This is a genomic window from Marinobacterium profundum, assembly GCF_001528745.1.
Lineage (GTDB): Bacteria > Pseudomonadota > Gammaproteobacteria > Pseudomonadales > Balneatricaceae > Marinobacterium_A > Marinobacterium_A profundum.
Map to the genome: position 1 here is coordinate 94677 of NZ_BCNS01000124.1, position 13212 is coordinate 107888.

Annotated in this window: 11 protein-coding genes; 9 read left to right on the top strand and 2 right to left on the bottom strand. The window is 61.2% G+C overall.

What is annotated here, in order from left to right; all coding sequences use genetic code 11:
* Nucleotides 1-39: 39 nt before the first annotated feature.
* Together MPRO_RS13875 and MPRO_RS13880 are read right to left on the bottom strand one after the other, a co-directional pair.
* On the bottom strand, nucleotides 40-663 hold the full coding sequence (locus MPRO_RS13875; protein WP_067293610.1) for a sulfotransferase family protein: 624 nt from the start codon (nucleotides 661-663) through the stop codon (nucleotides 40-42).
* A gap of 351 nt (nucleotides 664-1014) precedes the next feature.
* The gene (locus MPRO_RS13880) at nucleotides 1015-2469 is read right to left on the bottom strand and encodes an MFS transporter (RefSeq protein ID WP_082708767.1); all 1455 of its coding nucleotides are present in this window, start codon (nucleotides 2467-2469) and stop codon (nucleotides 1015-1017) included.
* 142 nt (nucleotides 2470-2611) lie between these two features.
* Between MPRO_RS13880 and MPRO_RS13885 the strand changes: the two genes are divergently transcribed.
* The 9 genes from MPRO_RS13885 to MPRO_RS13925 all read left to right on the top strand — a co-directional run bounded on the left by MPRO_RS13885 (nucleotide 2612) and on the right by MPRO_RS13925 (nucleotide 13022).
* Entirely contained in the window at nucleotides 2612-3538 is a 927-nt protein-coding gene (locus MPRO_RS13885; RefSeq protein WP_067293613.1) for a LysR family transcriptional regulator, read from the top strand.
* A gap of 244 nt (nucleotides 3539-3782) precedes the next feature.
* On the top strand, nucleotides 3783-4742 hold the full coding sequence (locus tag MPRO_RS13890; protein WP_067293616.1) for an AAA family ATPase: 960 nt from the start codon (nucleotides 3783-3785) through the stop codon (nucleotides 4740-4742).
* Between the two features lie 13 nt (nucleotides 4743-4755).
* Nucleotides 4756-5709 carry a DUF58 domain-containing protein gene (locus MPRO_RS13895; RefSeq protein ID WP_067293620.1) on the top strand — a complete coding sequence of 318 codons (954 nt, stop codon included), beginning with the start codon at nucleotides 4756-4758 and terminating at the stop codon, nucleotides 5707-5709.
* Nucleotides 5706-6236, top strand: coding sequence for a DUF4381 domain-containing protein (locus tag MPRO_RS13900; protein WP_067293622.1), 531 nt, complete (start codon nucleotides 5706-5708; stop codon nucleotides 6234-6236). The genes MPRO_RS13895 and MPRO_RS13900 overlap by 4 nt, the downstream gene beginning before the upstream one ends.
* Nucleotides 6230-7246: a vWA domain-containing protein gene (locus MPRO_RS13905; protein ID WP_067293625.1), complete on the top strand. Its 1017-nt coding sequence runs from the start codon at nucleotides 6230-6232 to the stop codon at nucleotides 7244-7246. The genes MPRO_RS13900 and MPRO_RS13905 overlap by 7 nt, the downstream gene beginning before the upstream one ends.
* Nucleotides 7243-9252 (top strand): VWA domain-containing protein, encoded by a 2010-nt coding sequence (locus tag MPRO_RS13910; protein WP_067293627.1) that lies wholly within the window; start codon nucleotides 7243-7245, stop codon nucleotides 9250-9252. Before MPRO_RS13905 ends, MPRO_RS13910 begins: the two co-directional genes overlap by 4 nt.
* The gene (locus MPRO_RS13915; RefSeq protein ID WP_067293630.1) at nucleotides 9246-11045 is read left to right on the top strand and encodes a BatD family protein; all 1800 of its coding nucleotides are present in this window, start codon (nucleotides 9246-9248) and stop codon (nucleotides 11043-11045) included. The genes MPRO_RS13910 and MPRO_RS13915 overlap by 7 nt, the downstream gene beginning before the upstream one ends.
* A 149-nt stretch (nucleotides 11046-11194) precedes the next feature.
* On the top strand, nucleotides 11195-12079 hold the full coding sequence (locus tag MPRO_RS13920) for an AEC family transporter (RefSeq protein ID WP_067293634.1): 885 nt from the start codon (nucleotides 11195-11197) through the stop codon (nucleotides 12077-12079).
* A 91-nt stretch (nucleotides 12080-12170) separates the two neighbouring features.
* Nucleotides 12171-13022, top strand: coding sequence for an SDR family NAD(P)-dependent oxidoreductase (locus MPRO_RS13925; protein ID WP_067293637.1), 852 nt, complete (start codon nucleotides 12171-12173; stop codon nucleotides 13020-13022).
* The last annotated feature ends 190 nt before the right edge of the window (nucleotides 13023-13212 follow it).

The window sequence follows — 13212 nt, forward strand, 5'->3', positions numbered from 1 at the left end:
CGCTACAGACTCCGCCTCCCACCTGAAAGGACGCCATAATCACTGGGACTTTCCTGGCGCAGCACTTTTCAGAATCGCATCCTGGAAATCCTGGGTGTTGTTTCGGTTCGGATACGGCTGCTCAGGCACAGGCAAGCGCAGGAACGCACAGAGCGGCTCCCAACCGTCCCCCAGATTGTGGACGAGCAGCCGCTCCGACGCTATGGTCGCCTTCACCGCCTTGATGTTTTCCTCGTAGGTCGCAATCGCATGGGCACGATCATCCGGTCGACCGCCAAAAACCTTGTCACGTACCAGCGCAAGCCCAAGTGACTCCGGGTCCGAACTCATCTGGATGCCACCCAGGATAGTCTTCTCAAAGCTCTGCCACCAAGTCTCGGCTGTCCGGCAGGTCAGCACGACTTTGGCCTGCGGATAAAATTCAGCCAGCTCCCTCCAGTAGTACGCCGACGGCCAGTCGACGCAGCTGCCATATCCTGCGAACAACCGGTTCCAGTCTGGTATCGCACCCTGTACAAGTGCGCGCCACATCAATTTTTGCTGCTCTTGCGCATTCACCTCATACATATGGTGACAAGGCCCAACCCCAAGGATGTCGAGCGCCTCGCGCATCGAGTCCGTGCCGGTACGCCCAAAACCTGCACCAATAACCTTAAGCATCATTCAAGCACCTTATTGGATGAAACCCGCCTGTGTCCGTCGATTACTGACACCTGCACTATTAACCCGGTGAACAAATAGGTTCCCTCCGTATTTTCCGTCACGCCCGACCTCTTTAGCTTAAAAGAATGGGCGCAAGTGGATGGACTTACTGGCCTTCTTGGGGGCGAAGAGATGGCGTTCACATTGGCCTGCGGCCAATGATGAAGCATCCCTGCTTCATGTATCAACCCGCCGGGTTAATAAATACAAATAGGGCGCCCCACATTTGTATCATAGCCTCGGGGCCTTTGTGTCTAATCCCAGCATTTCCTTATGCTTTTTTGTATAAACGGTCAAAGCCAGGTGACGTGATTAATCATGACGGCGTACCGAAGCACGTTTAACCAGCACCCGACTGATGGCCCCGATACCAAGGGCAACAACCATCAACAGGCCGGCAACAGCGAAGGTGACCTGCATGCCACCCGCAATGGCCTGCGCACTAGCGGTTGTAATGTCGGTCGTCATAGACGCGAACGCAAATAGCGCTCCCATGACGGCGGCACCGGTGATAAGTCCGATATTGCGCGACAGGCTCAGTAGACCGGAGATTACACCGCGCTGGTCTGCGCTTACCTCCAGCATGACGGCAGTATTGTTTGCCGCCTGAAACAGCTGATAACCGGGGGTCAGGATAGCCATCGCAGCCAGATAACCAGCAACACCGAAGATCGCGGGCAGTGCAGACAGTCCAAAGGCACCTGCCGCCATGGCGACCAGTCCTGCGATGGCCATGAATGGTGCACCCAAGCGGTCGACCAGATGGCCGGCAGGGACACCGCTTAGTGCGGAGATGATGGGGCCCATCGACATAACGATGCCAACAATCAGGTCACTGAGCCCGAGCGCCCGCGACAGATAAAAAGGCCCGACCACCAGCGTCGCCATCATCACATTCGCGACCAGCACGTTCAGGGCCAGGCTTGTGCTCAATACCACGTTGCGCAGCGCTGCCATTGGAATCAGGGGAGATGCCACCCTCGTCTGCGCCAGCACGAAGAGGCTCGCTACCAGGGTCGCGGCCAGCAACAGGGCCAGGTTAAGCGAATTGAAATCACCGCCCCCAGCTGTCACGGCCAGTGCATAGGTCGCAAGCGTGAGGCCAAGCAGCAGCGTTCCCACAGTGTCGAAGCCTTTACGCTCAGCTCCGCCTTTGCGTCCCGAAGCTGGCAGGTAGCGGTACGCCAGCAGAATATTCAGCATGCCCAGCGGCACCAGGATCAGAAAGATGGCACGCCAGCCGGGGCCTGCAAGCAGTAGGCCTCCCAGCGAAGGCCCAAGCGCGGTGCCAATGGCCGACATGGTGCCGAGCAGCCCCATGGCACTACCGGTTCTGTCCTTGGGCGTGATCTCTCGCACAAGGGCCAGGGTCAGCGCCATCAGGATAGCCGCGCCCAGACCCTGCAACGCGCGGGCAAGGATGAGTAACCCCAGCGTAGACGCTGTGCCGCACATAATTGATGCCAGCGTGAACAGGCTAATACCCGCGAGCAGAACCCGACGATGACCCAGAATATCGCCCAGGCGCCCAACACTCACGATCATAACGGTGATGGCAAGCAGATAGCCGATGATGACCCATTGCACCTGCTGGAAGGAGGCGCTGAACACCTCGACCAGGGTGGGCAAGGCAATATTGGCGATGCTTACGCCCAGGGAGGCCAGCAGCATCGAAAGTGCAAGGCTGGCGAGCGCCCAGCGGCCCCGCTCTGTCAGCTCGGGGGTTTGAGTCAGGTCCGGGACTGCATCTGTGATGTTTCGTTTCATGCTGGTATCCGTCTTCTCGCTGCTACATTCAACTCACCCTGAATATATCCCCTCGCCTTTCAGTGCGGTACACGCACCCCTTACACTTAATAAGTGCATCCAACGCCATGTCAGACCAGAGGACCCGTGCTATGGTTTGCGAATGCAGACCCCCGATTTCAATTTGCTTGTCACTCTTAATGCACTGCTTTGTGAAGGCAGTGTAGTCCGCGCCGCACAACGCTTAGGGCTCAGCCCGTCGGCCATGAGTCGGGCGCTGGCGCGGTTGCGCCAGGCAACGGGAGACCCGCTGCTGGTCAGGGCCGGGCGCGGGCTCGTGCCTACACCCCGAGCACTTGAACTGCGTGCTCAGGTAAGCCAGCTGATTGACGAGGCAGAGGCCGTTCTGCGCCCCCAGGCGGCGCTCGATCTCAAACAGCTGGTGCGGACATTTACCCTGAGAACCGGCGAAGGTTTTGTGGAGACTTTTGGCCCGAACCTTATCGCCCGCGTCAGCTCGCAAGCGCCCGGGGTGCGACTGCGCTTTGTGCCCAAACCCGACAGGAACAGTGCGTCGCTGCGCGACGGGGTCGTGGATCTGGAAACGGGCGTTGTGGGCAAAACCCTGGGACCGGAGATCCGTACCCTGGGCCTCTATCGGGATCGCTTTATCGGCGTCGTACAACCAGGCCACCCACTAAGCACAGGCAAGCTTACCGCCGCCCGTTATGCCGCCTGCGACCATATTGCAGTATCACGGCGGGGCATCGACCGGGGGCCTGTGGATGCAGCCCTTGAATTGCTGGGGCTGGAACGCAGGATAGTGATCATGGTGGGCGGCTATTCGGCGGCGCTCGCGCTGGCCCGCAGCTCGAACCTTATTGCGACAGTACCCGAAATAACCACGCACTCCTGGCGAGCGGCCCTGCATAGCTTTGCGCTGCCATTCCCGCCACCAGAAGTCACGGTGTCACTGCTCTGGCACCCGCGCATGCATGCGGATCCGGCCCATCGCTGGCTGCGTGAATGCGTCCGCGAGGCCTGCGCGCAACAATTTGCGAATCCTTCTACGAATGGGACTCTTGATTAAGGCTGCTGATTAAAACTGCTAAGTTAACGGCCCCTGACCAACCGAGTTGATTCTTACCCCTCATCGTCATAGCGCCCTGGGTTTGTTTATGCGTTCACCCCAGGCCGATGGCCCGTCTGCCCTTGATTTTTTCCCCTCAGCAACGGAACCAGAATCCCGCAGTAGAGTCCCAAGCCCTTGAAATTTGCTGATTTAACACCAGATAGAGCCTTACCATTGCGCTGTGCAGGGAATCGCCAACACCATGACACCACTTCTTCAGTTTCAGAGCCTGCAACAATGGCTGCAATCCCAGATCATTGGCCAGCACAGTCTGATTGAGCGGCTACTGATCGCCCTGCTGGCCGATGGCCACCTGTTAGTAGAAGGCGCGCCTGGGCTGGCCAAGACCAAGGCCATCAAGACACTGTCCCTGGCGCTGCAAGCGGACTTTCACCGGGTGCAGTTCACCCCCGACCTGCTGCCCGCCGATATCACCGGCAGTGATATCTATAGACCCGAGACCCATAGCTTCGAATTCCAGCCAGGGCCGCTGTTCCATAACCTTGTGCTGGCGGATGAAATCAACCGCGCCCCGGCCAAGGTACAGTCGGCGCTACTTGAGGCCATGGCGGAACGCCAAATCAGCATTGGTCAGCAAAGCTATCCGCTACCCGAACTGTTCCTGGTGATGGCAACCCAGAATCCCATCGAACAGGAAGGCACCTACCCGCTTCCCGAAGCTCAGCTCGACCGCTTTCTGATGCAGGTAAACGTGGGCTACCCGGATCGTGAAGCAGAGCTTGCGATACTGCGGCTGGCGCGCCAGGAAATCAGCGCCGAGGTGGCAGAGCCTCCCGCCCGCCTTACTCAGGCAAGTCTGTTCGCCGCCCGCGCCGAGGTTCAGAGTCTGCACCTGTCTGAAGCCGTGGAGCACTACATGGTCGAGCTGGTGATGGCCAGCCGTGACCCGCAACAGCATGCGCCTGACCTGGCGCGCTGGATCGACTATGGCGCCAGCCCGCGCGCCACCATAGCGCTGGAACGCTGTGCCCGCGCCCATGCCTGGCTGCAGGGGCAGGATTACGTCAGCCCCGACAATGTCCAGGCAATCGCCCACGACGTCTTGCGCCACCGCCTGCTGCTCAGTTTCGAGGCCGAAGCCAACGGCCAGAGCAGCGACGCGGTCATCTCCCGTTTGCTGGAGCGAGTACCGGTGGCCTGAGCGGAGCTGCAGCATGAGTTATCCAATCGATAAAACTACCGATCAGTTTTCACTCGAGGGCGCCTACACCCGGCTCGATCAACTGGTGGCGCTGCACCGCTTCGCCGCCCGTCTGAGCCTCAGTGCCCGACGCCACAGCAGCAGCACCCTGGCTGGCGAATGGCGCACTCACCAGCGCGGGCGCGGCATCGATTTTGATCAGGTGCGCGCCTACCAGGCCGGTGATGATATCCGCAGCATCGACTGGCGTGTCACCGCCAGGCGTCAGGCACCCCACACCCGGGTCTACCGCGAAGAGCGCGAACGGCCGGTGCTGCTGGCCGCCGACCTGCGCTCGCCGATGTTCTTCGGCAGCCGCCATTGCTACAAGGCGGTGCTGGCCAGCGCCCTTATCGGCACCCTTGGCTGGATCGCTCTGGCCGGGCGCGACCGCGTCGGCGGACTGGTATTTGGCGATCAGGAACACCGCGATGTACGGCCGCGCCGCAGCCGCCACAGCGTGCTGGAGCTGCTGCAACAACTGGATGCCTTCAGCCATCGCCTGACCACGCCCTGTCCCGCAGAAACACCTGCGCCCCTGAGCCAGCTGCTCGACAAACTGCTGCACACCAGCCACCCCGGCACCGCCGTCTATATCGCCAGTGACTTCCACGATCTGGACGACGCCAGTGAACAGCGCTTCTACCAGCTAGCCCGCCACAGCGACCTGACCCTGTTTCTGATTAGCGACCCGCTGGAGTATGGGCTGCCTGACAACGATGACCTCTGGATTGGCAACGGCCAGCAGCGCGCTGCGGTGCGCGATCTGAACCAAGCGGGCGAACAATTGGCCCAACGGGATCAGCGCCTGCGCGCGCTCTGCACCCGGCTGGCAATCCCGCTGCATCATCTCAGCACCGAAACCTCACCGCTGACCCTGCTGCAACAACTCTACGGCCAGCGCAGCGGCGCACGGGGGCGCGCATGAACACTACGCCCCAGGTCAGCCCCGCTGCTGCACCCATACCCGCAGGCCCGCCGTCGCTGGAACAGTTGCGCGATTTGCAGCTGCCGGCCGAGGTCGGCTTCTGGCCACCGGCGCCGGGCTGGTGGCTGCTCGCAGCCCTGCTGCTGGGCGGGCTGGTCTGGGCCGGCCTGTGGCTATGGCGGCGCTGGCAACACAACGCTTACAGACGCGCCGCGCTCAAGCTGCTCAGCGCCTATCAGCTGCAGCTACAGCAGGACAACAACCGTCAGCGCTATCTAACCCAGGTCGCCCAGCTGTTGCGCCGTACTGCCCTTAGCGCCTACCCGTATCAGCCACTGGCCGGATTGACCGATAATGCCTGGCGCCAGTGTCTGATCGACAGCAGCGGTCTTGATGCCTTTAACGGCAGTGCCGGCGACGCCCTGGTGCGCGGACCCTACCAGGCCGTGATCGACTTCGACACGGCAGCCGTAGAGCAGCTGGCACGCGACTGGATCCGAAAACACAAACGGAGGTGGTCATGCTGAGCCTCGACTGGCCCTGGCTGCTGTTACTGGCCCCGCTGCCCTGGCTGATCTACCGTTTTGCCCACCCTGCGCGGCGTCAGCAGGCGGCCCTGCAGGTACCCTTTTTCGACCAGTTGCAGCGCAGCGATGGCGTAAATTCCGCTCGTATCCCAGGCTCCCTGCGCCTGCGACTGGCGCTGTTGAGCCTGATCTGGCTGGCGTTGCTGCTGTCCGCCGCACGCCCACAGTGGCTCGGCGATCCTCTGCCGGTCGCCCCCAGCGGGCGCGACCTACTGCTGGCGGTGGATATCTCCGGCAGCATGGGCACCCAGGACATGCCCCAGGACGGCCAGTTGCTCGATCGCCTGACGGTGGTCAAGCAGGTACTGGGCCAGTTCGTGGAACGGCGTCAGGGTGATCGCCTGGGGCTGATTCTGTTCGGCACCCGCGCCTATATACAGGTGCCCCTGACCTTCGACAGCCAGGCCCTGGTGCAGCTACTCAATGAATCGCGCATCGGCTTTGCCGGCGAAAAAACCGCCATCGGCGATGCCATTGGCCTGGCAGTCAAACGCCTGACCGACCGTGCACAACAAAGCCGGGTACTGATTCTGCTCACTGACGGCGCCAACACCGCGGGCCAGGTGCAACCGCTGGAAGCCGCCCAGGTGGCGGCCAAAGAAGGCATCCGCATTCACACCCTGGGCATAGGCGCTGATGAAATGCTGGTACAGAGTTTCTTTGGTACCCGACGGGTCAATCCCTCCGCCGATCTTGATGAAAGGCTGCTGACCCAGGTGGCCGAGACTACAGGCGGGCAATACTTCCGCGCCAGGGACCCAGAACAGCTGACCCAGGTATACGCCGAGCTCGACCGGCTGGAACCGAGCCAGCAGGAAGAACAACTGGTACGCCCCCAGCAGGCGCTGTTTCACTGGCCCCTGGGGCTGGCGCTGGGGCTCTCGCTGCTGTGGGCACTGCAACGCCTTTGGCAGTCGAAAGCAGCCAGTGTGCGGGAGGCACAATCATGATCGAGGCCTTCCACTTTCTGCGCCCACTATGGTTGCTGTTACTTGTTCCCGTCGCTCTGCTCGGCTATCGGTTGTGGCAACAGCAAGCCCTGGGCAGCGGCTGGCAACGGCTGATCCCCGCCAGCCTGTTGCAACCGCTGCTGGAACAGCAGCCCGGCCAGCAGCGCCGTGCTCCATTGCTGGCTCTGGGCGCCGCCTGGTTAACAGCCACAGTTGCGCTGGCGGGTCCTAGTTGGGAACAGCTGCCGCAGCCGGTGTACCAGCCCCAGGCCTCACTGGTGGTGATTCTCGACCTCTCGCCCTCAATGCTGGCCCAGGATCTAAAGCCCTCGCGTCTGATGCAGGCACGCCTGCGAATGATCGATCTTCTGCGCGCCCGCCAGGAAGGACTCACCGCACTGGTGGTCTACGCCGGCGATGCCCATCTGGTCAGCCCCCTGAGCCAGGACCGCCAGACACTGCTGGCACTGGCCCCCACGCTGTCACCGGACATCATGCCGATACGCGGCAGCCAGGTCGAAGCCGCAGTGGAACGGGCGCTTGCGTTGCTCAACGAAAGCGGCCACGGCGATGGTCAGCTATTGCTGATTACAGACGGAGTTACTCCTGCGGCCGCCGATGCGGTAGCAGCCCAGCTGCAGGCCAGCGGCCTGCGCCTGTCGATACTGGGTGTTGGTACCCCGGAGGGGGCGCCGATTCCTAGTGATGATGGCAGCTTCGCCCGCGATAGCGCAGGGCGCATGATTCTGGCCAAACTCGACGCCCAGCCATTGATTCGACTGGCCCGCGACAGTGGCGGCATCTACCGTGCACTAAGCAGCAGCGCCAGCGAGCTCGACGACTTCTCGGCCCAGTTTGCCCAGCCCCGCATCGTCAGTGCACAGCAGGGGCAGCTACCCCTGGGGCAGTCCTTCGATCAATGGCGTGAGGCCGGCCCCTGGCTGGTGCTACTCCTGCTGCCGGTGGCCGCCCTCGCCTTTCGTCGCGGTTGGCTGCTGAGCCTGCTGCTGGTCTGCCTGATCACCCCCAGCCTGGCGCCTCTGCCTGCCGTTGCCGCTGAAACGTCTCCCTCAACAGGGAATTCCACGGCCAATACCACCGGCGCTGCGCAAGCAACGGACGCAGGTATTGCCGAAATTTCACGCGATCTATGGCGTGGTCTCTGGAGCACGGCGGATCAGCAAGGTGCCGCACAATTCCAGGCGCAGCAGTTCGATCAGGCCGCAGGCCACTTCCGCGACCCTGCCTGGCTAGGCAGCGCTCGTTATCGCAGCGGCGATTTCAGTGGTGCCAGCGACAGTTTCCGTGATGCTATAGCGCAGCAGGACAGCGCCGCCAATCACTATAACCTCGGCAATGCCCTGGCCCAGGGCGGTCAGCTCAAGGAAGCGCTCGACGCCTATAAGCAGGCGCTGCAACGTAATCCGCAGCTGGCCGATGCCCAGGCCAATCGCGATTTGGTGGAGCAACTGCTTCAAAAGCAAGAGCAGGGGCAACAACAAAGCTCCCAGTCCGACCAGAACCAGGACGACAATCAGGATCAGAGCCAGAATCCGCAGCAAGGCCAGGAACAACAAGATAACCAGAGTGGCGCCCAGCAGCCGGGCAACGAGTCGCAGCAAGGTGACAGCGACCCGCAGGCAGATAGCCAGCCGCAGGATGGCGGCTCTGAATCAACGCCGGAATCAGAAGCAGATAACCCGACAGACAAGGGCTCGTCCAAGCACGACCAGAACAGCACCGATCAGCCGGAGGCAAACGCCGACAAGGCAACCGGCAGCGAAACCAACAAAAACGCCAAGCAAGCGCCGGGCGATGACCAGAACGAGGTAGCGACGGGCACAGAGCCATCACCCCAACGCTCGCAGGAACTTGAGCGCTGGCTGCGCCAGCTGCCGGATGATCCCGGCGGATTGTTAAGGCGCAAGTTTGAATATGAATATCAGCAAAAGCTGGAGGCCTATCGCCAGGGCCGCTGGACACCACCTGAGGAAACCCGATGGTAAGCATCATCCCGCCGTCACGCACGGTGACCACATTCATTAGCCTGTGCTTAGGCCTGGTGCTGGCGCTGAGCAGCGCCTTGCTGCACGCCGAAAGCCTCAGTGCCAGCGTCGATCGCACCCAGTTGGCGCTGGATGAAACCCTCACCCTGAGCCTGCGCTTTGATTCCCGCGACACCCGCGCCGAGCCGGATATCAGTTCCCTGGAGCCCTTCTTCGAGGTGTTGGGTCGCAGCCAGAGTCGCCAACTGCGCTCCATCAACGGCAAGACCAGCGCCTTTACCCAGTGGCAATACAGCCTGGCACCCAAACAGCTGGGCCAGATTCAGATTCCCGCCTTCCAATTACAGGGCGCACGTAGCGAGGCGCTGCTGGTGCGGGTGACCGAGCCCCAGCTCAGTGCCAATACCCAGGATGCTGACTATTTTCTGGAGCGCGACCTGCAACCCGAAACTCTCTATCCAGGTCAGCAACTGCGTATACGGCTAAGACTCAATAGCGCAGTCGGCTTGTCTGAACTCCAGATCACCCCGCTCACCGTCGAGGGCGCCCGGCTGATAGAGCTGGAGGATCGTCAGTACCAACGCAGCCTCAACGGCCGCCCCTATCTGGTGTACGAAAAGAACTATGCCCTGTTTGCCCAGCAACCCGGTACCCTGGATCTGCCGGCCCAGATGCTCACCGCCATCGAGGGCGCCTCGCGCTCCGTGTTCGACCGTAACCGCGGCCAGACGGTGCGACTGCGTACCCAAGCGCAGCAGATCGAGGTCGCAGCGCCACCGGACAGTGCTGGCGCTGACTGGCTGGCAGCCGACAGCATCAAGCTGAAACAATGGCTAGAAACCGGCGCTACCTCTGTCTACGCTGGTGAGCCTGTCACCCTAAATCTGAGCCTGGAAGCCGAAGGTGCTGATCCTGCACGACTGCCGGGCCTGACGCCGCCTGCACTTGATGGCGTGCGGCTGTACCCGGAGCCCGTCGATGATCAGCAGCAGGTCGGCGCCGATGGCCTGCAGATCAGCCGGACACAGCGCGTCGGCCTGGTTCCCACCCAAGCCGGCACCCTGACTCTGCCGGGCACCCGGATACGCTGGTGGAACAGCCGTAGCGGCACGTTCAGCGAAGCGCGCAGTGAGCCCATTACCCTCACCGTATTACCGCCGCGCCAGGGCAGCCCCTCACCCGCGGCTCAGGCCCACGTAACGGCGCAGAGCGCAGCGACCAATGCCAACACACCTGCCACAAAGGATACAAGCGCCCTGCAGGCACCGCTCAAGGCCTCAATGGCGGACAGCTCAGATGCGTATCCCCTGCTCCTCTGGAGCAATCTGGCCTGGGCCGGTCTTAGTGGCCTGCTGGCCCTGGCATGGTGGCGCGCGCGCCGGCGCCCCGTTATGCCAGCATTGCCCGCCGTTAGCACAAATGACACAGCCAACCGACAGCTCGCCGAACGGCAAATGCAGCATGCCTGTCGGCACGGCAGTCCGTCACAAATCCGCCAGGCAATCCTCGACTGGGCAGATGCCTGTCAGCTCACAGGTAAGCTGCCACCGAGTCTTGCGCGCATCGCCGCGCTGGGCGATACCAGCCTGCAAACCGAACTGGCGGCGCTTGACCGCGCCCTTTTTGCACCCGAAAACGCATCAAGCAACGCACCTGATACCGCGCCTGATACAGCATCAAAAGCCACGACTGCGGTCAATGCTGAGCGGCTGCTAGCGGGATTAAAGGCACTTAATGGCAGCAGCCCTCGAACACAAACCCCGCCAGCCCTGGCTGAACTCTATCCGCAATAGTGGGCCATTAGCCCCCAGACCTGCAGTAGCGCTGTTACCTCGGCGGACGAGCTCTTCCTGCTTGCCATAAAGACTGATAGCGCTATCATACAAAGCCGCAGCAAGGCCCAGCCCCGCTTCTGCACGTAATTTTTTTGGAGGCAAGGCCCATGCTGATCGAGTTTTTTTCCAGCCTCACGCCTGTACTGGTCTGCACCAGCCTTGGCTGGATCCTGAGTAAACGCACCCGGTTGCTGGACAGCCCGGATCTTGGCCAGCTGGTTATGGTTATAGGCCTGCCGAGTCTGCTGCTTAACTCACTGCTGAAGATGGATGCCGGCATAGCCGCGTTGTCGCAGATTATTCTGGCGGCCGGCATCATGCTGGTGATCGCTGCGCTACTGGCCGCATTGACGCTGCGCATGTGCGGCCAACCCATGCAGTTTCTACTGCCAGTGCTGGTGAATCCCAATACCGGCAATCTCGGTATCCCAGTGGTCTTTGCGCTGCTCGGCCCGGAAGCCTTGCCTTATGCCGTGCTGATTTCCACCACCGTGGGCTTGAGCAACTTCACCTTCGGTGCCTGGCTTATGTCGGGCACGCTGAACCCGCGCGCACTCCTGACCAACGGTTCCATCATGGCACTGCTGGTCGGTATGGTGCTGCTGCTTACCGATACCCGGGTACCAGCACCGCTGCTCAATACCCTGGACATGCTGGCCGGCATTACGGTACCTATCATGTTGCTGCTGCTGGGGCGCTCTCTGGGTTCTATCAGCATCCGTACTCTGAGTGACCTGAAGCTGGTCGGCTGCATGAGTGCCGGGCGCGTACTGATCGGCTTCATCTCCGCCTTTGCTGCCATACAGCTGCTCCCGCTGCCGGACATACTGCAAAAAACCCTGCTGATTCAAGCCTGCATGCCAGTGGCCGTACTGAGCTACATGATGGCCACCCAGTATCAGGGCCCCAAGGATCAGGTGGCGGCGATCATTATGCTGTCAACGCCCCTGTCGCTGCTGGCCATCATGCTGCTGTCGGCGTTTTACCTTTAAGCCGTTGCTATTACGTTTAACCGCTAAATTGAGGCGCTAAATCTGTTAGCATGCTGGCCTGAAAAATAGCCGCACAGAGGACGCTGTCGACATGGAAAAAAGCATATTGATCACCGGCTGCTCCAGCGGGATCGGCCACCATGTGGCACTGGGATTGCGTCAGCGCGGTTATCGCGTCTTCGCCACCGCGCGCAAACCAGAAGACGTGGAACACCTTCGCGAGCAAGGATTCGAGACCTGCCAGCTGGATGTAAATGATTCAGACTCCATCGACAGTGCTGTCAACTGGGTGCTTGATCAGACCGGCGGCGGTCTCGACGCCCTGTTTAACAATGCAGGCTTCGGCCAGCCAGGCGCCGTGGAAGACCTGAGCCGCCAGGTACTGCGCGAACAGTTCGAAACCAACCTCTTCGGCGCCCACGAACTGGCCTGCCGGGTACTTCCGGCCATGCGCCGCCAGGGGCACGGCCGCATTATTCAACACAGTTCAGTACTGGGTCTGATTACGCTGAAATACCGGGGTGCCTACAATGCCTCCAAATTTGCTCTCGAAGGCCTTAGTGATACCCTGCGCCAGGAACTGCATGGCACTGGCATTCAGGTATCACTGATAGAAACCGGGCCTGTTATCAGCCACTTTCGCGAAAACGCTTACGCCAAGTTCAAGCTAAACATCGATCGCATCAACAGCCCTCACAGCGCTACTTATGCGGCAGTTGAAGAGCGCCTGGCGGCCCGGGGTGACAGCGGCAAGAAGGATCCCTTCACGCTGCGCCCGGAAGCGGTGCTGATCAAGGTGCTGCACGCACTGGAAGCCAAACAGGCGCGCCCGCGCTATTACGTCACCACACCGACGCATATCTTTGGCACCCTGCGCCGGCTGCTCCCGACCCGGGCGCTGGACTGGATTCTGCGCGCCGTTGCCGACCGTGAAAATCGCTAGGACATTATTAACCCGGCGGGTTAATACATGAAGCAGGGATGCTTCATCATTGGCCGCAGGCCAATGCGAACGCCAGAAAAACCAGCAAGTCCATGCACTTGCGCTAGTTTTTCTGGCGTGACGGGCAAACAGGGAGGGAACCTATTTGTCCACAGGGTTAATAGCCAACCGGGTGGCGCTGGCATTGGGC